This is a genomic window from Pedobacter sp. Leaf176 (assembly GCF_001424305.1).
GTDB lineage: Bacteria > Bacteroidota > Bacteroidia > Sphingobacteriales > Sphingobacteriaceae > Pedobacter.
In genome coordinates this window covers 16,187-40,539 of the sequence record NZ_LMPD01000008.1, presented here as the reverse complement: position 1 = coordinate 40,539, position 24,353 = coordinate 16,187, and the positions used below count along the sequence as shown (strand labels likewise).

Below are 24,353 nucleotides of genomic sequence, written 5' to 3'. Positions count from 1 at the left end.
TTATAACTATGAAAACAAGCATTTATAATAAAGATGAGCATTTAGAAGGCTATGTAGGTTCAGATAAAGAGTCTAAGGATAAAAGTGATGTTCAAAAAGAATATGAAAAAGGGAACGAGGGAAATGAAGTTCATACCTATGGTAAAGAGCCCGATTTAACCATTGAGGGAAATTCTAATGCAAAAGATGGTTTTGATAATTCCGGAACACAGGGAAAAGATTCTTTAAGCGATGATACCTACAACAGTCCGGATAAGGATCCGACAATAGAAAGTGCCGAAAGCCATACGGGCAGTTCATCTAAAGATTTCGAGACAAAACCACTTACCGATATGAATCAACGGGATGAGGATGATGTTTTAAATACCGGTATATAATAAGCTCTGTAAACCGGGTTCCATTTAGGACTTGGGGTGTAAAAGAATTTAACACGCTAATTCTCTTTTCCCCCAATACCTTTATCTTCATTTCGATTTCTGGAAGCAATTTCATCACCAGAAGCGATATTTTGATTCTTTAACTTTTCTGAAGCGTTAACGTTTTCTTCGTCGTGATTCTGAGGCTCATTTTTCTTTTTTAATGAATCAGGGTCCGCAATGTGGCCATAAGTATCATTATCCCACTGATCATCATTTTTTCCTTGGTTTACACCACTTTCGCGGTCGGGTTGCTGATGCAGATTAGTATTCATATCGTATTCTTAAATCGTTACATATCTAATAACAATTTGTTAATCAAAAGGTTTATATCTTTCAAAGTATATTGCACCGAGAGCAACCGTATAGGGACCGGCATCAAACAAATCGGTAAACCATGTGTTTAGTAATCAGGCTACGAAAGTCAATTCAGTATTTATACTTATAATTTGAAGTACAAACACGCACTTCGGGGTTTTAAAATATTTCGATATTTGAAAGTCTAACTATTAGTTTTCCCATATTAAATTGAAAAATCCTATAAAAGTACTACTTGCAGAAGACCATACCATTGTTAGAAATGGAATAGTTGCACTCCTCGAAAAAGAACATGACATCGAAATCATAGCCGAAGCCAAAAACGGTGAAGAAGTTTTAACACTATTGAAATCAGGTATTGACACTGATGTTGTTTTAACTGATATAAACATGCCTGATATGAATGGCATGGAACTCATTAACACGTTAAGTGATGACTATCCTAAAATTAAGGTATTGGTTCTGACCATGCTGGAGCAGGAAAAATATGTTGTAAAATCTCTTCAGGCCGGTGCTAGCGGCTATCTGTTAAAAAACGTAAATATAGACGAGATAATTTTTGCTATAAAGCAAATTACTTCGGGCTATAAATACATTTGCACAGGCATTTCCCTTAAATTACTGACGCAAGTCAACGATCGGTATGCTGCAGGTTCACCCCAGAACAAGTTAAACGGCGACATCTCAAAAAGGGAAATAGAAATTTTGACTCTAATCGCTCAAGGCTTCACCAACGGCGAAATTGCTGAAAAATTATTTACAAGTAAGAGAACTATTGAGGGCAACAGACAGAATCTATTAGAAAAAACAGGTACTAAAAACACTGCTGCTTTAATAAGCTTTGTTATCCGGAACCGGATTATAGATTAAAATTCAAAACTGCAATAAAATAATTCTTTACCAGGAAATTGGGTAATCTAAGTTATTCCATTTTCCTGGTTTTGGGTATTTGCATGGGTATCTGTCCCTGAATTTTCAGAGCCATTTGTATCCCGCTCTTTAGGCGGATTGTCCATTCTACTTTCTTCAAGCTCAGAAAAGTCGCTACCTTTTTGATTCGCCACTTCTCCATGCGAGGAAGGTTTATCGTTTAGTTCTTCCTTAGGATCAGCGAAATCTTGTCCTTCAACAGGTGAATTTTCTTGTTTATTTTCTTGCTTACTCATATAAACTAAACCTAAACCCTAAGCTTTTGTTTCAGAATTCGAATTATAAAAAAAGCCCTTGATTCACATCAAGGGCTTCCAGTTTTTTAAAGTCAATTAAACTTTGATTTCAACTTCAACACCGCTAGGCAATTCAAGTTTCATTAAAGCATCAACTGTTTTAGAGTTGGAGCTGTAAATATCTAATAAGCGTTTGTAAGCGCATAATTGAAACTGCTCTCTTGCTTTCTTGTTTACGTGTGGAGAACGTAAAACAGTAAAGATTTTTTTCTCTGTAGGAAGTGGAATTGGTCCACTTACAACTGCACCCGTAGGTTTAACAGTTTTCACGATTTTCTCAGCAGATTTATCTACCAAGTTGTAATCGTAAGATTTTAACTTAATTCTGATTCTTTGGCTCATCTTATTTTTAATTGTGATTTCCTGTTAGAGCTATTAACAACAGAAATCGGATTTATCTTTTCTAGTAGCGAGTATTTAGTATCGAGTATCAAGACTCAATGCCGGTCTTGATACTTGATACTTTTATCTTGATACTAATATTAGTCTTCAGATTTTACTCTGCCTTTGGATTTAGCAATTACTTCATCCTGTACGTTTTTAGGCGCAGCTTCATAGTGGTCAAATTCCATGGTAGAAGTTGCACGGCCTGATGTGATGGTACGTAACTGCGTTACATAACCGAACATTTCAGAAAGAGGCACAGTTGCTTTAATTACTTGGGCACCGTTACGAGTATCCATACCTAGTAATTGACCACGACGACGGTTCATATCACCGATAACATCACCCATGTTTTCTTCAGGGGTTAAGATTTCGATTTTCATGATTGGCTCCATCAAGGTAGGTTTACATTTAGGTAAAGCCTCACGATATGCCATACGGGCAGCAAGCTCGAATGATAAAGCATCTGAATCGACTGCGTGGAATGAACCATCAATCAAACGTACTTTCATATCTGGAAGTGGATAACCTGCTAAAACACCATTCGCCATTGCCGCAGCAAATCCTTTTTCTACTGAAGGAATAAATTCACGTGGAATTGAACCACCTGTAATTTCGTTTACAAATTGTAAACCACCTTTTTCGAAATCGGCGTCGATTGGAGAAATAACAACCTGGATATCCGCGAATTTACCACGACCGCCTGATTGTTTTTTGTATGTTTCACGGTGTTGAGTAGAACCAAAGATTGCCTCTTTGTAAGCTACTTGTGGCGCGCCCTGGTTAACTTCTACTTTAAACTCACGTTTTAAACGGTCAATTAAGATATCTAAGTGAAGCTCACCCATACCAGAGATTACAGTTTGACCAGTTTCTTGATCAGTTTGTACTCTGAATGTTGGATCTTCCTCAGCTAATTTAGCTAAGCCCATACCCAATTTATCAACGTCAGCTTGAGTTTTAGGCTCAATAGCTAAACCGATAACTGGCTCAGGGAAATCCATAGATTCTAAAACGATTGGGTGTTTCTCATCACATAGTGTATCACCAGTTTTGATATCTTTAAATCCAACTACAGCAGCAATATCACCAGCAGCAACGTTAGGCACTGGGTTTTGCTTGTTAGCATGCATTTGGAAGATGCGAGAAATACGCTCTTTGTTTTCAGAACGAGCATTGTAAATGTAAGAACCAGCTTCTAAGTTACCCGAGTAAACACGGATAAAACATAAACGGCCTACAAATGGGTCAGTTGCAATTTTAAATGCTAAAGCTGCAAATGGCTCATTAATGCTTGGTTTTAATAAAACTTCTTCGTTAGTATCTGGGTTAGTACCAATTACACCTTCGCTATCCATAGGTGAAGGCAATAATTCCATCACATAATCAAGCATAGTTTGTACACCTTTGTTTTTGAAAGATGAACCACAAACCATAGGAACAATTTTGGCATCTAAAACAGCTGCACGTAAAGCATCTAAAATTTCACGCTCAGTAATTGAGTTAGGATCTTCGAAGAATTTCTCCATCAAAGTCTCATCATAATCAGCTACTGATTCTAGTAATTTCTCTCTCCACTCCGCAACCTCATCTAACATATCATCAGGAATTGGCACTTCAGTAAAGGTCATACCTTTATCATGCTCATTCCAAACAATACCACGGTTGTTAATTAAATCAACCACACCTTTAAATGCATCTTCAGAACCGATAGGCAACTGCAATGGAACTGCATTACTACCTAACATATCTTTAACTTGCTTAACCACTTTTAAGAAGTCAGCTCCGGAACGGTCCATTTTGTTAACGAAACCAATACGAGGAACTGCATAGTTGTTAGCTAAACGCCAGTTAGTTTCTGATTGAGGCTCAACACCATCAACTGCAGAAAACAAGAACACTAAACCATCTAATACACGTAATGAACGGTTTACCTCTACGGTAAAATCCACGTGTCCTGGGGTATCGATAACGTTAACATGATATTTTTGACCTCTGTAATTCCAATCAACCGTAGTTGCAGCAGAAGTAATTGTGATACCACGCTCTTGCTCTTGTGCCATCCAATCCATTGTTGCAGCACCTTCGTGCACTTCACCAATTTTATGACTTACACCAGCATAATAAAGAATACGCTCCGTTGTTGTAGTTTTACCTGCATCAATGTGAGCCGCGATTCCAATATTTCTTGTAAATTTTAAATCTCTTGCCATTATATTTTTTTGTTGATTTATCTGATTTTAAATGATTACACCGATTATGTTAAACAACAAATCGGTGTAATTTATCTAATCAGTATAATCTTCTAATTAAATCTGTGTAATCTTACTAATTTGTAAATAAACTACTAGAAACGGAAGTGAGAGAACGCTTTGTTAGCCTCAGCCATTTTATGCGTATCTTCTTTCTTCTTAACAGCAGCACCTTCACCTTTAGCAGCAGCAACGATTTCGCCAGCTAATTTCTCTTTCATCGTTTTTTCACCACGACGACGAGCGTATAAAATTAACCATTTCATACCTAGAGCTGTCTTACGCTCTGGTCTAACCTCAGTTGGAACCTGAAAGTTAGCGCCACCAACACGGCGAGATTTAACCTCTACAGCTGGCATAATGTTAGTTAAAGCACGTTTGAATATCTCTAAACCGTTTTCACCTGCTTTTTTCTCAGCAATTTCAACAGCATCATAAAAAATAGAGTAAGCGATAGATTTTTTTCCATCGTACATCATATTGTTTACAAAACGGGTTACCTGAACATCATTAAATTTTGGATCAGGAAGAATAATTCTCTTTTTTGGTTTTGACTTTCTCATTTCTTATTTCCTCCCGATTATTTCTTTTTACCTTTTGTTGGCGCCGCAGCTACTTGTCCTGGCTTAGGACGTTTAGTGCCATATTTTGAACGACGTTGGTTACGACCAGCTACACCTGATGTATCTAATGCACCACGGATGATGTGGTAACGTACACCTGGTAAATCTTTAACACGACCACCACGGATCAATACGATTGAGTGCTCCTGTAAGTTGTGACCTTCTCCAGGAATGTATGCATTCACCTCTTTACCGTTCGTTAAACGAACACGGGCTACTTTACGCATTGCTGAGTTTGGTTTTTTAGGGGTAGTGGTGTACACACGTGTACATACACCTCTTCGCTGTGGACAGCTGTCCAACGCTGGAGACTTACTCTTGAACTCCAGTGCTACTCTACCTTTTCTAACTAATTGTTGAATGGTTGGCATTGTGCTTTTTTATGTTTTTTATTAAAAAAATTACCGCTCCCCCGGCATCCTTGCAGATAGCCTATAAAACGGACTGCAAAAGTAGAACAATTCTTTTTAAAAATCAAGGGGTTAGCACAAAAAATTTTCTTTCGCTGTTATGAATTTATAGTTGATGACTAAGCACTTGCGGATTTTTTACCGGCACTTTAAAAACGAGAGAAGCTCAGGCAGCTATTTGCTTGATCAAACAGCTCTTAGGGTACTTTTCATACTCAAATATATTTATACTGTTTTCCATCGGCTTTAAAGAAACAGATGCTGCACTATCGTCAGCACAATCCGGGCAACCGATAATTCAGGTAAAGCCGAACTTTATCCGCATTAAACAATCTTTTATTTCGGCCACGGCTTTCGAAAAATTCGTTTAGTGCAGATTTTACTATCTGCCGCCTGTCTGTTTTACTTTTGAAGTTAATTTCAGATTACTAATTAAAAATTTTGAAAGCAATAGCCAGCACACAACCCAAATGATGTGCCATAGCTTATGCTGTTAACATTTTGAATTTACGTTCCTTGCAAATGAAAAACCAAAAGATAATAGCATTAATACAGCTGGTATGAATTTCATCATAGATTTGGCAAGCAAATCCTTGTAAATATTACCCATTAGCCTTAAATCATTATACTACGGCGACAGACTTTATCTATTGTTAGTTAACTGTGCTCCTTGGATTGTTGCGCTCTTTATTCGTGCCTACTTTTGTAAGCTTATAGTTAAGCGATAAAAAGAAATATCTGGTAATATTATTATAGCGAACATCTTCGATTCGGCTGCTATTTACAATCCTGTCAATCGATGTATTTTGCTTTAAAATATCAAAGCCTTTTAAACTTAAAGTTATCCGGCGCTCCATAATGTATTTGTTAATCCCCGCGTTGAGCAAAAAATAGTTGTTATTGAAACCATCCGATCTTCCAGCCGATCCAATATGATTTAAATCTGCTTCAATACGAAGGTTTTTAATGAATTCATAACTTAAGTTCAGCGTATTATTAAGTGTATAATATTTATTATCAACTGCGGCCTCCAGTGAATTATTCACCTTAGTATAACCTACGTATGCAAATATTCCGGCGTTAAATTTATCTTCAACATCATAACTCCAGTTGATATTTGGCCCGATTTCATAACGGTTCGTTATATTTTTTTCATCGCTGATAAAACTTGTTCGGTGTTCTGTAAAAATGTTTGCGCCATAATTCATTCTCAGACCTTTAATTTTAGAAGGCATACCAAAGTTAGTTCCGGCTCTTACATAATAGTTTCCATCAACATTAACAGGTTTAACGAACTGAACACCATTATTGTAAGTGATGTTGTTTCCTGTATCATCAAAAGCTAAATTATAGAGAAAGTACCCGTTCCAATACCTGTTGTTATCCGGACTAAATGTATTGAAGTTAACCGATAGCCTGTGATTTTTCCTTGCCTCCAAATCGGGATTACCCTGGCGCTGGTAAAGCGGGTTCGTATTGTTCTGAACTGGCTGCAGGTCGGTAACCGATGGTAAATTTACACTTGCCCTGTAATTTATTGCCAGTGTTTGATTTGCTTTATTCTTAAAGTTTACGGTTAAGCGCGGCAGCAGATTGTAATACGCTTTCTCGATAGTCTCTGTATTTGAACCAACATTATTAAAAACCTTTGCATCTAAAGCACTTTCCTGTGCATTAACACCAAAATTGTAAGTCCAGTCTTTTCCTGTATAGATAAACCCAAGACCAGCCGTTTGCAAACTGTTTTTATTATCAAAAGTGTTGGTTAATGAAGGTACAATGATTTCATAATTTCCTGTGGCCGGATTGTAATCAAAGGTAGTTTGTGCAGCATCTGTTAGACTTTTGGTGTACGCGTAGCCAACGTTTGCACTCCATTTTGCATTCAGCTGCCTTGCATAATTTACATTTCCTGTATAGGTTTTTGCGGCATTTTCCTGGTTTGCTTCCTGATTGGTATTGGTAACCGTTGCCGATCCACTTACATATTGATTAAGCAGTGATTTATTTATCCAATCGGATTTAAAAGTGTTTTGAGTGCCGTTTAAGCGAATGGAAACGGAACCTTTTTTATTACTTAACCGACGAAGTACTGCAAACTCGCCAAATAATGAGGGCGTAAAATTATGCTGATTATAATATTGCGTACCATCATTTGCTTTACCTGTATTATCAAAAACCGAGTTGAAAAAGCGGTTACTAATATTGGTTGTATTATTTAAAATCACGTTCGGACGTAAAACTACGTCTGTTAAAGAATCCGGATGGTATTCAGCCTTAAAATTGAAACGATGTGCTTTGTTATCGCTATTTCTATCTGTATTATCCAGCGTTCTTAAAATATCGCCCGATGTCAAATCCTGTATATTCGACACCTTGTTCCCCAGTCCGGACGAAAAATAGGTAAAATAACTTCCGCTGATGGCCAGTTTATTATTCCTGCCCCAGCTGTTACTGTAGTTCACTCCGCCGCTGTGCGTGCTATAGAGGCCGATAGCATTATTATCGAAAACACCGCTTCCGCCAATAGTTGCCTTACCATTATTACCATTTATAGAAAAACTGCCACCTGCCGGAGGTGCAAAAATGTTACCGATATTACCACCACTAAAACTACTTAAGTCGTCAAAACCGAAGCTTGCATCATTGGTATTATTAGTCATGCCCAAAACCGCAAACTGAAGGTTCTTATTAAAGTGATTTGCACTCAGGTAACCACTATATTTATCGGTTGTGCCGCCGGTTAAGTTGGCATTTCCAAACCAACCCTTTTTCTTGTCTTCCTTAATTGTTAAGTTTAAAACCTTTTCCCGCTGACCATCGTCAATTCCTGTAGCTTTTGCTTCTTGTGTTTTACTATCGATAAGCTGTACTTTCGCAATCGCATCAGCAGGCAGATTTTTTGTCGCTGTTTTAGGGTCCGTACCAAAAAAATCTTTTCCATCCACGGTTAAGCGGGTCACTTTTTGTCCCTGAACCAGAATGCTTCCATCCTGATCAATGGTAACACCTGGTAACTTTTTCAATAAGTCTTCAACAGCAGCGTTAGGCCGAGTTTTATAAGCATCTGCATTAAATTCAATAGTATCTTTTTTCACTGTCGCGGTTGCCAGCCGTCCGGTTACAGCTACATCTTTTAACGAAATGGCGTCTTCTTCCAATCTGATAGCGCCTAAATCTAAACTTTTGCCTGCAACGGACACATTTCTGATAATCGAATTATAACCAACTACTGAAATTTTTATCTTGTACTCCCCTGCGGCTACTGATGAAAACACAAATTCGCCCGCAGTATTTGAAACCGCTCCAATCTTTTTGGTTGAATCAGCTTTAGCTGATAAAATTACGCCGGCATATTCTATCGGTTGATTTGTTTTGCCATCAATTATTTTGCCTGTAACGGTTTGTTGTGCGAAGGCTTTCGTAGATAAAACGCATAGAATGGCAAATAAAAAGGTTTTCATATCTAAATTTTAATTTTTGTTTGGTCGATGCCAGGATTTTGATGTCACTAACAACTATAAGACACAACAAAAATTAAAATGTGACAAGAAAAAAGATTTTTTTTAGTTCATGAACTACGGCAAGTCGAAAGCAAAGGTATATTTTAACTTTCTTCCGCTCAGCACATACTCAGAAACTACTTTTCCGTCAACCAGGATTTTATATTCTCCTTTAGATTTATGCTTAGCAATGGCAAAAGTTGTAAGCTGAACATGTGTTCCCGATTTTAAGGCAGCGCTTTTTTCCCAAATACCACTTACTTCTTTTAATTCAGTCTCCTTTCCACTTTCATTAGTGTAAGCCACATCAGCTTTTAAACCATCGCCGAAGCTCGCCTGATAAACAACATGGTAAATTTCTTTTTTAGGAGTATCTATTTTGCCTTTCGACATGGAATAAATCGTTGTCATGGTTGAAATAGCACAACCGTCCAGAACAAGTATTAGTAAAAAACAATAAAATATATTTTTCATTACATAGGCTTAGATTTAAGATGACGAGTAGACACAGATAAAAGTTGCATAGGGCCATAAATTATTTAATGACGGGATGATTGAATAAACAAACATCGGATTTGCTTACTAGCCTATTCACTCATTCAAAATTCGTTCATTCAGTCATTAGATCTTATTTATCAAAGGTATCCAGGTATAAATCTTCTACCTTTTTTCTTGCCCAGTCCATCCTGCGCAGAAATTTTAAACTCGATTTTATACTTTGATTATTATTAAAACAGTCTATTCTAATTAGTGAACCTAATTTCTCCCAACCATAATGCAATTGAAGTTCAGTTACAATTTTTTCTAAAGTAATGCCATGAAGCGGATTGTTTTTTTGCTGTTCACTCATTGCACAAAGTTATGCCAAATAATAAAATTAGGAAGGATTATATTGCGCAAACCAAATTGTTGCGTTTCCACAGTCAGCATCATCAACTACATGCTCCAATATCTTGAAATGGTATTTTTCTAAAAGGGTTTCGTACTCTTCAGAATCCAAAGAGGCGTGGAATAAATTTTCACCACCGTTCATACCCCAGGCTTCGCCATTTGTAGTGCCTGAAGTAAAGATTAAAATTCCCTTTGGATTCAGGTGGCTTTTAAAAATGCTAAACACGTCTGGCTGATCGGCAGCCGGTAAATGAAAAAAGCTGTGCCAGGCAATTAAAGCATCGTACTTTTTATTGAGCGAAAGCGTCCTCATATCGGCTAAAATAAATTCTTTAGATGGGAAATTTCGCTCTGCCAACTGAAGCATCTTCTCACTCGCATCTACGCCGGTAACGTTAAAACCTTTTTCTAAAAGATAATTCATAATCGGAAAACCTGTTCCACAGCCTACATCTAAAATACTTCCACCCGCCGGAATGTGTGAGATAAGCATATCAAGATACTTCTTCTCCATCAAATTCCGAGGTCGGTTTTCAGCAAACCAATCACCGATCTTATTATAAACCTCAAAAACGTTCTGGCGATTTCCTTCCATAATGCAATCAAATAATTAACCATTAAAAAACAAAAACCATTCTGAAGTTCAGAATGGTTTTTGAAATCATTATTGAGTTTTTTACTGAGCTGTCCAGGTATTATTGTCCGGGTTAGAATCTGGGAGTACTTTGTTTGGATCTAAAACGACAGAAGTAACTTCTTCTGTTGTCGGATAACGAACCAACCAGCTGGTGTTTTTCATCCACACATCAACTGGAAGCTTAATGATGTCTGTTTTACCGCTTTTGGTTTTAACCTGAAGGATTATCGGCATTGGCATTTTTTCAAGGTTGTTAACTTTAATTGTGTATGCCGTAACGTTTCCATCAGTTTTAACTTGCTGAACATCGCCAATTGCCTGGTCCATTTTCCAGTTATTTAGCCACCAGCTTCTCCAGAACCAGGCTAGATCTTCACCAGCGCCGTTTTCCATTGAACGGAAGAAATCGAAAGGCGTTGGGTGTTTAAACGCCCAGTTCTTAATGTATTGACGGAAAGCATAATCAAACCTATCTTCGCCTAAAACCTGATCTCTTAAAATGTTTAAACCCCATCCTGGTTTGCTGTAAAGGTTAAGGCCAATGTTACGCTCTGCCATTCCGTCGGGCATTAACATAATATTTTCGTAAACAGAGTTACCAATTACGGCCTTTCCTATGCGGTTCATATCAGCTTCGCGTTCTTTATATTCTCCTTTATTAAAATTTTGCGACGAAATGCCGTTTATGAAAGTATTGAAACCTTCATCCATCCAACCGTACTTACGTTCATTTGAACCGACAATCATAGGGAACCAGGTGTGACCGAATTCGTGATCGATTACGCCCCAGGCACTTCCTTTTTTTGCTTTCCATCCGCAAAAAACGATACCCGGATATTCCATACCACCGATATTTGTAGCTACGTTAACAGCCATCGGGTAAGGATATTCAAACCATTTTGTAGAATAATGTTCGATGGTTGATTTTACATATTCAACCCCGCGACCGTAAGCATCTACGCCGTTACTTTCGATTGGCTGCGCCGAAACCGCAAGTCCTTTTCTTCCGCTAGGGAAATTAATACGGGCGGCATCTAAAACAAATGACTTAGATGATGCCCATGCCGCATCTCTGGCATTCATGATTTTGAATTTCCAGGTTAATTTATCTTTCGCTGGACGAGATTTAGGATCGGTTACTTCTTCAGCCGAACGGATGTGAATTGTTGCATCGCTTGCTTTTGCGGCATTCCATCTTTTTAATTGTTCGGCAGTAAATACTTCTTGAGGATTTAATAGTTCACCAGAACCCATAACAATATGTGTTGCAGGAGCTGTAATTGCAAAAGTTATATCTCCGTATTCGCAATAAAATTCACCTCCGCCCCAATAAGGCAAAGTGTTCCATCCTAAAACATCATCGTAAACACACATGCGTGGAAACCACTGTGCAATTGCAAAAATTTCGCCGTTTTGCGTAGTCAAATGACCTGTTCTATCCGATCCTTCTTTCGGAACGGTATAAGAATAATCCATTTTGATGGTTACAACATCCCCGTTAGCAGCCATCGGCTGAGCTAAACGAATCTGCATTCTGGTATCTTCAATAATGGAAGTGAATTTAACCGCAGCAGTTTTTTGCGAAACACTAACATTATTAATTTTATAACCACCATCAAATTTTTCACCTTGTGCGCCGTAACGGCTACGAGCCGGCGTTACCTGCTGCCCGCGGGATCCTTCTTTAAAAGTATTCTGATCTAACTGTAACCACAAGTAAGGTAATTTATCAGGACTATTATTTTTATATGTGATTGTAACTGTACCGCTAACCATACTTTTCGCTTCATCAAGGCTTGCAGTAATGTTATAATCTACCCGGTTTTGCCAGTACTTCGCGCCTGGCGCACCATTTGCTGAACGAAACTCATTGCCATTTTGAGTATAGAATAATGGCCCAAATGCTTCCGCAGGGCTATAGTTGGTTGTTGGAACGGCTGATGTTGTGGTAGCTTGCTGAGCCGATGCTGAAAATGCAGAAGCCATGCAAACTAAGCACATGGTGAAAAATTTGTTAAATTTTATATTCATGACATGTATTTATTTGGCGGCAAATATAAAAAATAAGCACAAAGTGTATTCTTTGTGCTTATAAAGTTACTTTACAAGGTATCCGTGGATTTATTTAATATTTTCTAATTTACCTTTTTTAAGTCCGGTAAATCCTTTAATTTTCTTTCCGCGGGCGGCAACTTCAGCCAGGCATGGTAAGCCTGTACAATATAATAGGAATATTTAAAAGGCCTTTCTGATTGTACTTTTAAAACCGAAGGACGATAAAGTATCATAAAACTTTTCAATTCCTGTCCCTCAAGCTTCAAAAGATTAGCTATGGTTTTTTCATTAAAATTTTGATCAATTTCTGCCAGATATCTTTCACGCTCCTCCAATTCTGCTTCTTTCCTTTGCTGGCGTTTATACTTGCCATAACCAAGATTAAGGCTCAAACCACCAACTTTATCGGTCATCTTTTTCCTATCCAGATTACCGCCCGTCCCCATTAGCGTGTATTTTTCTGCCATTGGATCAGGAGATAGTATTTCCTTATTTATTTTTACGCCCTGAATATTCACATCACCCAAATTGGTATTCCTTTCGACCATGTAAATGGTTTTAGGCAATAAATTTGTTAAGTAAAGCGTATCAGTAATGTAGCCTACTAAAGAGAATTCCAGTAAATCGCCTGTATTAGCGGCAATGGTGAATCTACCCGACGCACTTGCAGAGGTTATTTTTTTGCTGTTTAAATTTCTGATTGTTACGCCTGGTAAAGGACTGGCTTTTCTTGAAAAATCGAAAATAGCACCGGTACTTACACTCGATTGAGCAAACGAAACGAAGGGAACCGCAAGAAACAAGAAAATAATCAGCTTATACATATTCAAAAGTATATTAGTTTAGAAGTTAATATTTTGATTTAACAACTTTAACATAAACAACCGACTTAACCAAGTGTTTCGACATAGCGGCTTTCATCAAAAGAAATTAAAATCGCATGATTATTTTTTTCTATAACCGGTCGTTTGATGGCACTGGTATGTTGAACTAAATAGGCAATCGCTTTTTCCTGGTTATCGATGGTACTTTGTTCTTCTTTCGAAAGTTTTCTCCAGGTTAAACCTTTTCTGTTGAGCACAGTTTCCCAACCAAATACTTTGCACCATTCGGCCAACTTTTCTGCGGTTATTCCCTTTTTCTTGAAATCGTGAAATTCAAAATCAATTTTATGCGCTTTTAACCAGTCCAGAGATTTTTTAACTGTATTGCAATTTGGTATTCCGTAAACTATCATGATACTTACAAGTGGGTGAATTTCTCCAAAGATAATAATTGAATTCTAAACCGTGGGCGTATAAACGAGTGACGAATTAATCCTAAAATCCCTACATCCTGCAAATCCAGGTAATTCATCACATTATTTGAGTCATCCATCACATTTTAAAAATAAATTAGCTTTACGTAACTAAAATTGCAGCATCAAAAGAAACAAAATGGATTTTAAAGATTTACGTAAAGTTGAATTCTGGATTTCTACAGCCCTCTATATTCTGGTTGTTGTTTTACTTATATCGGGTGCTGATGCCAGAATACGTAATGAAAATTACTATAACTTTTTAAACGAAAAAGTAACATACTCTTACTTCTCTAATTACCTGGTACCGGAACTTTTTCGCTTTTCTATTTTATACCTCAGTTTTCTAGCAATAAACTTTTGCATCATGCCCGCATTTCTTAAAAAGCAGAATGTGTTTGCCAACAGCTTTTTACTTGCGGGCTTATTCCTAATAGGCGGATTAATCTTCAGCATTTGCAAAACCTATTCTGAGGCCTACACATTATTAGATTATGCTGATTTACAACATGCTTACAACCGAATTTTCTTTAAAGGCTATGTTTACAGCATGTGGTCTATTGTAATCATTTCAGCTTACGCGCTTATCAAAGCTTTTGTAAGTTATCTCTCTGACAATAAAGACAAAAGTGCTGATGAGGAAACACAAATGAAAGTTGATATCGGCTTTGGACTGGGCTTTTGGTTTGTTGGTCTTTTGCTCTGGATTTCGAGCAACTCTGGAATCGAACTAAGCATATGCTGGACACTGGTAATTTTCTCCGCAATTGGCATCGTGGTTTATTCTATTTATACACTGCTTCCACAAAATTTTGCTAAAGAAAAGCCTTTTAAAGTTTATTTCTGGCAGGTATTTTTCATCTCGATTTTACTCGCAGTCCCACTAGGGTTGATTTCAACTTTATTTATCTGGCGAATAGAAATGTTTTTTATCGTATTTCTGTTCCACATGCCAACACAACTGGTAATCAGTGCGCCACTGTCATGGTATATTTACAAAAGACGCTTAGCCAACAGAACAGAAATTACGGCGTTAAAAACGGAATTAGGCAAGTCTGATGCAAGCCTAAGTTTCTTACAATCGCAAATTAACCCGCACTTTCTATTTAATGCTTTAAATACTTTGTTTGGAACAGCCTTGCAGGAAAATGCCGAACGCACCGGCGAAGGCATACAAAAACTCGGCGATATGATGCGGTTCATGTTACATGAGAATATGCAGGATAAAATTTCATTGACCCGCGAAGTTGAATACCTGAATAATTACATTGATTTGCAAAAACTGAGGACATCGCGTTCTGCGGACATCAGAATAGAAACTCAGATTGATGAGCAGTTGAACAACCTACAAATTACACCAATGCTATTAATTCCTTTTGTAGAAAATGCTTTTAAACACGGTATTAGCTTGCAACAACCGTCGCATATTAAAATTACACTTCAAACCAAAGAGAGCACCCTCTATTTCGACGTGCATAACAGCATTCATTTAAAGGCCGATAATGACCCTGAAAAATTAAAAAGTGGTATTGGTTTGGAGAATGTAAAGCAACGCCTATTGCACCTTTACCATGGCAAACATGAATTGATTATCCGCGAAAGTGCAAAAGAATTCTTTATTCACTTAACCTTACAGTTGGATTAATATCTTCAAATTATAGATAAGTTTTATGAAAACACTAATTACGCTGCTACTTATTACAGCGGCAATAACGAATACTTTTGCCCAATTTAAGCTTACAGGAAAAATTAAAAATTACTCGGGAAAGGAAGATTTACAACTCAACATCCCGGTTGTTTTTGGTTTTCACAAAGAAAATTCCATTAACATTCCGATAGATAAAAACGGCAACTTTGGCATTGTTTTGCCTTTGAAAACTCAGAAATTGAGCAGTCTAATTTTCCAGAGAAAATTTTTTACCCTTTTATTAACTCCATCAAAAGGTCTACATATTGATTTAAATGTTATCGATACTTCATTAAATGCTGTTTCTGGCTCCGCATTAGCCGAAAATAAGGTATTGGAGCGAATTAATCTTGAAGAATATCCATTCTTCTTCCAAAATGCAGACAACAACAAGTTTTCGACACTTTCACTAAATCAATTGAAAGAGCAGGTCCTTATGCCTTATTTCGCCCAGCGAGACAAAAAGATTGATATCATTAACCAGTCAGAAATTTCAGCAGCGGATAAAACTTTAATTTCATCAGAGGTTAAGTTCATCGCTTACAATTATCTGAATGATTTAGCAAGAACACAAATTAAAGACAGGGAGGTTGTTGAAAGCTTAATTTTAGAAATATTTGACGGAACTACAGGAAAGCCCGATTTGGATAATGCAGGTCCACAATATTTTGCCTTCGCTAATAATTACATCAGGTATCTCGAAACCAAAGCCTTCAGGCGGATAAAAGCTGAAAATATTAAACCAACTGAATCCATACCCTACTTTGAAATAAGTCTGGATAGTGCAAATACAATTGTAAAAAAATATGGCAAACCCTATTGGAGATGGATTGGCTTTACTAAAAATTTGCCTGAAGCCGTTACAGAAAAACATTCATATCAGGAAATTCTTAACTTATATGAAGACAAAGACTTGAGACAGGCTGAAGCACTGAAAGATGCTTTCATCAGTCATTTTCCTAAAAGTAAATATAATAGTGATATTCTAAATAAAATAAATAAACTGAAAATTGCCCTTCGTAGAAATGAAACTAATGACTCAATAAAAATTATTAATAACTATGATAAAGTGACTTCTATTTATGAGGTGATCAAAAAATTCAAAGGAAAAGTTGTTTACCTAGACGTTTGGGGAACCTGGTGCGGACCATGTAAAGATGAGCTGAAATATAATTTACCACTAAAAAGAAAATTTGCAAACAAGAATCTTGAGTTTGTGTACCTCGATATGGATGACGATGAACGCGACGAAGTATGGAGAGAATTTATAAAAGTCAATGGATTGACCGGAAATCATTTGCGCAAAAACAGGAAAACAATTTCACCATTCTGGAAGGAATTATTGAAAAATAATCCGGACAAGGCCGAATACTATCCGCAATATTTTATCTTTGACAGCGAAGGTAACCTAGCCGTAAGTAAAGCTTTAAGACCTAGTGATAAAGAAGAACTGTACAAACAGATAGAATCAGTTCTGACAAAAACTAAATATTAAATGACCGCCATTGCAATAGACGATGAACCGATAGCGCTAGACATCATCAGGTCTCATGCTTCAAAAGTACCTTTTGTGGAGCTAAATGCCGTTTTCACAAATGCCTTTGAAGCGATAAGCTACTTGCAATCCAATAAAATTGATCTAATTTTTCTCGACATCAAAATGCCGGACATCAGCGGCATTGATTTTTTGAAGAGTTTGACTAAGCCGCCGATGGTGATTTTTACTACGGCTTATACCGAACATGCCGTTCAAAGTTTTGAACTTGATGCTGTTGATTATTTGTTAAAACCTTTTTCACTTTCGCGTTTTTTAAAGGCGTGCAATAAAGCACAGGAGCTGTTCAATCTGCGAAATCAAAAGATGGATTCAAAATCTGAATACATTTTCGTGAAAGACGGTTATGAACAGATTAAGGTTGAATTAGATGAGATCATTTATGTGGAAGCCTCTGGAAATTATACACAGATTCAACTTAAGGATAAGCTGCTGAGCTCTAGAATTACGATAAATGATTTAGCGGAAATTTTGCCAAAAAACGATTTTATTCGCTGCCATAGAGCATTCATAGTCGCTAAAAATAAAATATCCAAATTTGACCGAAGCCAGATTTGGATAGGAACAAAAATGATCCCAATAGGCGCAACGTATACCGGTATTCAGTTGACCTGATTAAGGTTTTACATTTACCCTGATTCCTGCTGAGTGAGTGGTAAATTCCGGAGCGTACATACTTTGCAAGCTGCTAATTCCATTTGAAAAATTTCCGGCATGTGTAACCCGCAACGGATATTCAAACACATAGGTGCCCTTTGGCATATAACTGATGAAGAAATTGGTCGATGCATCTTTTGTACTTTCATAATAGCCCAAACCATCCTGATATTTATAACGAGAAATGACATTTACAGGCTCAAAACCCGACGACCGCGTATCTTTCAAATGAATATATTCCATATTCCGGTCGCAATAAATCTCTATACGCACCTTTAATAAATCGCCGGGAGCCAAAACATTTGTTGCAGTCAGTGGTGTCAAAACATCTCCCTTGGCGTTACTTTTTTGGATAAACAATTGCTTTTTTATAGTAATTCCTGTACTGGCTGAAGTGATTTTATCTAACTGTTCGAAATACTGCCAGTAAAGTGCTCCCCATGCCATTGTTTTGTTGTTATTTATAGCTTGCACCTTACCCATTTCAGGTTTTACATCAGCACCAGCAATAGTTAACTTTTGATAGCCCGTTCCGGCTTCCTTTGTAGCATTGGGCTGCTGTAGATCGACTAGTTTCTGATGGCCAATTATAATTTCGGGCTCGTTACTTTCGCCTAATAAATCGGTGCCTTTCATTAATAATGCATAACAAGCAGCAACGGTAGCTTTTGTAGTTTTCCAATTGCTAGTTTGTTTGTTTTTAAGCAGCCAGATTTTCATTTCTTCAACCGATTTTGCGTCTGCTGTAATCTCGTCAAAAGCTTCTATGAGCAGAGATTGAGTTTCTACAGAATTTTGATACCACCAATAACCATTACGGTTGTTAGCCCAATACATACCAAACTCATCAGTTTTTAGTGCCCTTTCCTTTAAGAGTTTTAAAACCTTTTGCGCTTCAACTTTATTACCATTTCTACTTAAAATTAGAGCTGCTTGCCCTTGTTGGTAAGGATCCATCAGTATCCAGCTTTCTTTAATTTTCTTGAGATAAAAAGTTAAAACTTTATGAAAGTTCGGCTCATCATTTTTTATCGAACTATAACTTCTTGCATATAAATAATGTAAAGGTAAGTAACCTACTTTTTTAATAGTAGATTCCTTTTTATAATCGTTTATAAATTGCCCGTCCAAATAAGCAATTGCCTTATTAAGCATTTTGTTAAAATTTGGAAACGCTTTTTCGTCGACCAATTTCGATTGTTTTAATTGGCCCATCCCTAAAACAATGTGTTGGGTAATGTATCTATCTTCAGCCATACCGCTAAACCAAGGGAAAGAACCATTCGCATTTTGCATACTTTCTAACTTCTGGAAATTAGCTTTTAATTCATTGGTCATTCTGTTTAAGTCGAAAAGTACAGCCAAACGTTTTTTACGTTCGCTTTCATTATCTGCATTGCGTACCCAAGGTGTTTCTTCGAGCAAAATCGATTTCAAATTTTCATTTCTCTCTAAGTTAGAAAGTAGCGCTTCACCATTATTTACTTGTTTCCACGATTCGAAAATCCGCTTAATTTTTGGAGATGAATTAATGATTCCTGTTGCAAAACTATTTGAATAGAAACGGCTAAAAGTTTGCTCAGTACAGTCTAACGGATATTCCATTAAATATGGTAAGGCTTGGATCGCATACCAAACCGGATTGGAGGTAAACTCGAATGTTAGCGCTTTATTATTTAAAGTTTTCGATTTCCCCGACGAAAATAGTTTATCCAAAACAAAAGTTTTACTCGTTCCGCCGCGAACATTTAAAGGCATACTTTCAGTAATAAGCATCGAATTTGGTAAAACTGGAATTGTCATTTCTTCTCCATCAGAATATTCTTCTGATTTTGCTAAAAGCTTATAACTAATTGCACTTAAACCCGAAGGAATTATTAAGACCCAGTTTAAAGCTTTATTCCCATCACTTCCAAGTTGAAACTGCCGAATGCCATCATTGGGTTTATCAAATATTGAAATCGATTTATGGGTTAAGCCATCTCTGATTTCCAATATTGCCTCTCCTTTTAAATTTTTACCTGACAAATTATTTAACCTCGCACTAAACAGAATGGTATCGCCTTCGCGAAAAAAACGTGGCGCATTTGCCGAAATGGCTAATTGTTTTTGCGTGACTAACTCTTTAGTAATTGTTCCTGTTTTTAAATCTTTTGTATGTGCAAAACCCATCATTTTAAATCGAGTTAACGATTGCGGAATAGTGAAATCTATATTAATTTCACCAGCTTCATCAGTTTGCAATTGCGGATAAAAGAATGCTGTTTCACTAAAATTGGTACGAGCTTCAATATTTGGAAATGTCTTTACCGGTTTCCCATTAATAATATAAGTATTCGTTTTGGGATCGTATGCATTAATCGATACAAAATCATATGTTTTGTTATCATCTACAGCTACTGCCACTCCGTTTAAAGTCCTTACGGATCTAATTAAACCGCTTTTATTAAACCTTTCGCCGATTTCAGTTTTCACTTCCCTTAGCAGGGCTTTATTAGAGTTCACTTCATCTCCTAGCGTTACTGAAATTCCTGCAACGGTGCTTTTTAACTGAGTACCATAACCGGTTATAACAACCTCGTTAAGCGCACGGTTATCCTCTTTCATTATAACATCATTTCTGCCTAAAGAATTTAATGTAACCGATGCTGGTAAATACCCTATAAAAACAATAGAGAGCTTATCGCCAATTTTTGCGCCAATTTGATAAATACCAAACTGATCTGTATACGTTGTCATTTTCCCGTTTTTAACTAATGCGCCTGGTACTGCAAATCCATTTGCATCATTAACCACACCATAAAAACCTTTTCCTTTATCTAATTGTGCTATTGTTTTTTCAAATACCTCAAGCAAATCTTTCTTTCTAGCCAACTCCATTTTTCTCAAATAATTATGATAGGCATTATTATAACCACCATAGTAATCATAACCTAAAAGATTAACATTTTCATAATTCCGATATTGTTGTTGATAGTAACGATAGTAATTTCTAAGAAACCAGGGTTCTTGCCCTGTTTTTAAATTATTAAACTCCGATTGCCAATTATAAGCATGGTAGCTATACTGTTGTTTATAAATGGTATTCCAGTTCATAACACTTAAATTATCTAAAGATGCATCGTACAAAGTGGCCACCATTTCGGCCATTTGTTTTTCACCATTTTTATTTGTGATACGCAATTTCCAGCTTTCCTTTTCGCCCGGCTGTAATTTATCTCTAAATGATAAAAATTTAACATCGAGTTCTTTTGAGACATCTTTTATTAAAACTGACTGCATCGATTGATAAATTACACCATTTTGAACCATAGAAAACTGAACATTAAATGAATCTTCGAAATTGGGCTGTGCTTTTATTTTGATGATGCGTTGCTTGGGCGAAACCTTTAACCAAACCTTATCGATAATTTTATCCTTATAATAAACTTCATAATAAGCATCGGCGTTATTCAAGACACCTGCAATTCTAAAAATTGCTGTACCCGATTTGGGAATTACACTATTTTCGGCAATAAGCCAATCGTTTATTGTTGCTATAACTTCAGGCTTCTGATTAAAAACCTGTACAATTTTATCAATTGATACAGAATCATTAGCATTATTTATAGCCGTAATTTTCACTTTGTAATAACCAGATAATAAAGATTTATCATGAAGTCGCAATTCGCCAAATCCATTTACTATATCTATATTTTTATTAAAACTAATTGTTGAAAGTGGCCAGCTCTCGGGGTTCGATTCGTCGTTATACTCAGCAGTAGGGAAATTCTTTTTAAAATTGATTCTGTTTAAAGAGTAAGCTTCGGGTTTTACTTGAAAAGGATTTTTAATCGTAAGTGTTTGTGGCTCTTGTAGTTTCGACCATTGGGTTTCGACTTTAGCATTTATCGGTCGATTGTTCAGATTTAAAACATCAAAAGAGAAACCATCTGTTTTTGAGGTTAAAAAGATTTTATCAGGCAAATTAAAAGTTAATCTAATATCTTTTTCTCCAACTTTAATCTCGGTACTGGATGTTCTGGTTTCGCCATTTACATCCGTAACATCAACAGTTATTTTATACATGTAATTTTTATTCGAATCGTATCCTGCCAGGGCTAAGAAATTAAAAGTAAAACGACCATCGTCTTTCACCTGTACCTTACCTACAGCAATTTGTTTGACCAAATTACCTGCATGCCTACTGGTCATATCTGGCATCGAAATTCTGAATATTGTATATTTTAGCTTTGCGCCTCCAACCGGATAACCGGAAAAAGTAATCGCTTTTCCATTTACCAAAATACTGTCGTTTAAATTATACTTATCATTGAATTTATCAAAGGTAATTTCGAACGTTGGTCGCTTATACTCTTCTACCTGAATAGTAATACCACCATAACGGGTATTAATTTGCATTCGTCCGTTTAATCTCCCTTGTGGAATTGTAAACGAACCTTGAAAAGTTCCGTAATCATTTGTTGTAAGAGATAGCTTTTGAATGTCGGCCCAATTCACATCCTTAAACACAACATCTATATTTTCTTTAGCTAAAATGGAATTCTTGTAATCTTCATTTTGAAGGTAAATTCCTTTGAAATAAACGATTTGCCCAGGGCGGTAAATCGGCCTGTCTGCAAAGAGGATAACTTTTTTCCTTTCTTCCCTGTAACTAAAATTATTACCGTTAACATTTATATTTACAGAGTCACTACCTAAATTGAAAACAACATTATTTACACTTAAATAAGATGTACTCTCAGCAAAACCATTTTTATCCGTCGTAACACTCCCCCTATCAATTAAAATATTTTTCCCATTTATATATTCTCGCAAACGTTCATTTATGTTAACGTTTTTTAAGGGCTTTCCAGTTTTGCTATCCGAAATAAAGTATTGATGGTTAACCAAACCAGAAATCCTGCTGGTAATTGCAAGTTTTGTAATTTTAAAATTTGCGTAAGAAATTAAATCAGTAGCGCTTGTATCCCGCGAATCTCCGGCGAACAAAACATAGTTGCCACTTGGCAAAGCTTCTATTTTATCAATAAAATTATGCTCCCGATAATCTGCTTTTTTTGGTAAACTTACTTGCCACTCTTTAATTGGTTTTCGTTTATGTAAGAACTCATCATACTGCTTCGCATTATCAAAATTAAAATCCGGATCAACGGATTTTAATTTATAAAGCTTAAGAACTGCGATATCAGTATTTTTATAAGAAAATTTTATTTGAAAAGGATTATCAGGAATGTTATAGCCCTTAATCTCGATCCCAAGCTTTTTTGTTTTAATCTCATCAATTAGATTTTTCGCATTCGTTGCTCCTATACTTTTTGGATAAGCTTTAATCGCTCGTTCGGCAAGTTCTACAGCCTTTATAAGTTTATTTTCGGGATTAAAATATGTCAGGTTTTGTTTTTGAATAAGCGTTGCCTGCTCGCAAAGCACATCAGCATATATTTCTGTCGACTCGGAAAATGCAGCTAAAGTCTCAAGCGAATTAAAGAAATTTTCATGTTTATCACTCCCATTACGTTGATAAATAAATTTCAATCGTTTTAGTTCCACATCGGCCAATGCTGCTATATTTCTGTTATCATTATGATATTTATTTAAAGTTTGGAAAATTTTAAAAGCCTGTGCCGCAAAAGAAGAACTATCTGAGGATGAAAAATTAAGTTTTTGAAAACCCTTAAAATCGACAAACAATTCATTTTTAGAAAAATCGATTGAGTTGTCATTCTTAGCAACTTCTATTTGCGTATTCATAAAAACATCAATTGCCCGATGTGCCAAAATATCGTAGAGCGTAGGCCTTAAGTATCGGGTTGACGAATCGCCGATAAGGATATCCCTCATCTTACCCGATTCAATATTTTGCAAAAGCGTTGTTTCAGCTAAAGAAGCTAAGTAGTTTTTTATTGTTTCATCAGTAATTTTAGGCAAAGACCATGTTGAAATATCTTTACTATTTTCTCCACTCAGCTTACTTCTTTGTGCAAATTGATAGCTATTTTTCTCGTAATATTTCCAGTAGCTTTCTGCCAGTAAAGATTGTAAAACACTTTTTGCTGGCTGTTTGGCTAAGCTTACATCTTTTTGCAAATCGTTTATGATTGTTACAAATTGATTTTCTTCTAAATAACTTTGAAAAAGCATTCGATAAACAACAGACTTAATCAGCATTTCATTATTCTTCTGCAACCTGGCTTTACTATTCAATATATTAATTAAGCTTAAAGCGGCTTTTGGCTCAGCTATGTTCGCAAGAGAATCTACCCGTTTAAATTCTTTTAAGAAGTAAAGATTCTGTTGTGCATCGGACGTTAAACTACAAGCGAAAAAAAATAAAATTAAGAATGTTTTAAGTAGAGCGTTTTTCATAAACGGGAGCTTTTAATATTTAGATGGAAGAATTATTCTTATTCCATAAATATTAATTTAATTAACTGATTAA

The 24,353-nt window shown here is 36.4% G+C and carries 19 protein-coding genes; 5 read left to right on the top strand and 14 right to left on the bottom strand.

The annotated features are described in order from the left end of the window. The first annotated feature begins 8 nt into the window (after positions 1–8). Positions 9–377, top strand: coding sequence for a hypothetical protein (locus tag ASF92_RS19970; RefSeq protein WP_056097510.1), 369 nt, complete (start codon positions 9–11; stop codon positions 375–377). Between the two features lie 56 nt (positions 378–433). On the opposite strand, the gene ASF92_RS19965 is transcribed toward ASF92_RS19970, so the two are convergent. Then, positions 434–691 carry a hypothetical protein gene (locus ASF92_RS19965; protein WP_056097509.1) on the bottom strand — a complete coding sequence of 86 codons (258 nt, stop codon included), beginning with the start codon at positions 689–691 and terminating at the stop codon, positions 434–436. Between the two features lie 253 nt (positions 692–944). Here ASF92_RS19965 and ASF92_RS19960 point away from each other — a divergent pair, with 253 nt between their 5' ends. Continuing rightward, on the top strand, positions 945–1,604 hold the full coding sequence (locus ASF92_RS19960; protein ID WP_056097508.1) for a response regulator transcription factor: 660 nt from the start codon (positions 945–947) through the stop codon (positions 1,602–1,604). 47 nt (positions 1,605–1,651) lie between these two features. On the opposite strand, the gene ASF92_RS19955 is transcribed toward ASF92_RS19960, so the two are convergent. The 12 genes from ASF92_RS19955 to ASF92_RS19895 all read right to left on the bottom strand — a co-directional run bounded on the left by ASF92_RS19955 (position 1,652) and on the right by ASF92_RS19895 (position 13,952). Further along, the gene (locus ASF92_RS19955) at positions 1,652–1,900 is read right to left on the bottom strand and encodes a hypothetical protein (protein WP_056097507.1); all 249 of its coding nucleotides are present in this window, start codon (positions 1,898–1,900) and stop codon (positions 1,652–1,654) included. 96 nt (positions 1,901–1,996) lie between these two features. Continuing rightward, on the bottom strand, positions 1,997–2,302 hold the full coding sequence (gene rpsJ, locus ASF92_RS19950; protein ID WP_008244591.1) for a 30S ribosomal protein S10: 306 nt from the start codon (positions 2,300–2,302) through the stop codon (positions 1,997–1,999). A 140-nt stretch (positions 2,303–2,442) separates the two neighbouring features. Further along, the gene (fusA, locus tag ASF92_RS19945) at positions 2,443–4,557 is read right to left on the bottom strand and encodes an elongation factor G (protein WP_056097506.1); all 2,115 of its coding nucleotides are present in this window, start codon (positions 4,555–4,557) and stop codon (positions 2,443–2,445) included. Positions 4,558–4,691: 134 nt separating this feature from the next. Beyond that, entirely contained in the window at positions 4,692–5,159 is a 468-nt protein-coding gene (gene rpsG, locus ASF92_RS19940) for a 30S ribosomal protein S7 (RefSeq protein WP_056097505.1), read from the bottom strand. Between the two features lie 17 nt (positions 5,160–5,176). After that, entirely contained in the window at positions 5,177–5,590 is a 414-nt protein-coding gene (gene rpsL, locus ASF92_RS19935) for a 30S ribosomal protein S12 (protein WP_008244597.1), read from the bottom strand. A 692-nt stretch (positions 5,591–6,282) separates the two neighbouring features. Next, positions 6,283–9,093 (bottom strand): TonB-dependent receptor, encoded by a 2,811-nt coding sequence (locus ASF92_RS19925; protein WP_056097503.1) that lies wholly within the window; start codon positions 9,091–9,093, stop codon positions 6,283–6,285. Between the two features lie 114 nt (positions 9,094–9,207). Beyond that, positions 9,208–9,606 (bottom strand): hypothetical protein, encoded by a 399-nt coding sequence (locus ASF92_RS19920; RefSeq protein WP_157264002.1) that lies wholly within the window; start codon positions 9,604–9,606, stop codon positions 9,208–9,210. Positions 9,607–9,760: 154 nt separating this feature from the next. Then, positions 9,761–9,982: a VF530 family DNA-binding protein gene (locus tag ASF92_RS19915; RefSeq protein ID WP_056097501.1), complete on the bottom strand. Its 222-nt coding sequence runs from the start codon at positions 9,980–9,982 to the stop codon at positions 9,761–9,763. 27 nt (positions 9,983–10,009) lie between these two features. After that, on the bottom strand, positions 10,010–10,618 hold the full coding sequence (locus ASF92_RS19910) for a trans-aconitate 2-methyltransferase (RefSeq protein WP_231729874.1): 609 nt from the start codon (positions 10,616–10,618) through the stop codon (positions 10,010–10,012). 81 nt (positions 10,619–10,699) lie between these two features. Then, the gene (locus ASF92_RS19905) at positions 10,700–12,691 is read right to left on the bottom strand and encodes a M1 family metallopeptidase (RefSeq protein ID WP_056097499.1); all 1,992 of its coding nucleotides are present in this window, start codon (positions 12,689–12,691) and stop codon (positions 10,700–10,702) included. A 104-nt stretch (positions 12,692–12,795) separates the two neighbouring features. Next, positions 12,796–13,539, bottom strand: coding sequence for a hypothetical protein (locus ASF92_RS19900; RefSeq protein ID WP_056097498.1), 744 nt, complete (start codon positions 13,537–13,539; stop codon positions 12,796–12,798). A gap of 65 nt (positions 13,540–13,604) precedes the next feature. Next, positions 13,605–13,952, bottom strand: coding sequence for a Spx/MgsR family RNA polymerase-binding regulatory protein (locus ASF92_RS19895; protein WP_056097497.1), 348 nt, complete (start codon positions 13,950–13,952; stop codon positions 13,605–13,607). A 199-nt stretch (positions 13,953–14,151) separates the two neighbouring features. Between ASF92_RS19895 and ASF92_RS19890 the strand changes: the two genes are divergently transcribed. The 3 genes from ASF92_RS19890 to ASF92_RS19880 are packed head-to-tail and all read left to right on the top strand — an operon-like array spanning position 14,152 to position 17,869. Further along, positions 14,152–15,657 carry a sensor histidine kinase gene (locus ASF92_RS19890; RefSeq protein ID WP_056097496.1) on the top strand — a complete coding sequence of 502 codons (1,506 nt, stop codon included), beginning with the start codon at positions 14,152–14,154 and terminating at the stop codon, positions 15,655–15,657. Positions 15,658–15,682: 25 nt separating this feature from the next. Then, positions 15,683–17,194, top strand: a complete 1,512-nt coding sequence (locus tag ASF92_RS19885; protein ID WP_056097495.1) for a TlpA disulfide reductase family protein — start codon at positions 15,683–15,685, stop codon at positions 17,192–17,194. Next, positions 17,195–17,869: a LytTR family DNA-binding domain-containing protein gene (locus ASF92_RS19880; RefSeq protein WP_056097494.1), complete on the top strand. Its 675-nt coding sequence runs from the start codon at positions 17,195–17,197 to the stop codon at positions 17,867–17,869. Here ASF92_RS19880 and ASF92_RS19875 read toward each other — a convergent pair whose 3' ends face one another. Then, positions 17,870–24,280 (bottom strand): alpha-2-macroglobulin family protein, encoded by a 6,411-nt coding sequence (locus ASF92_RS19875; protein WP_056097493.1) that lies wholly within the window; start codon positions 24,278–24,280, stop codon positions 17,870–17,872. Between the last annotated feature and the right edge of the window lie 73 nt (positions 24,281–24,353).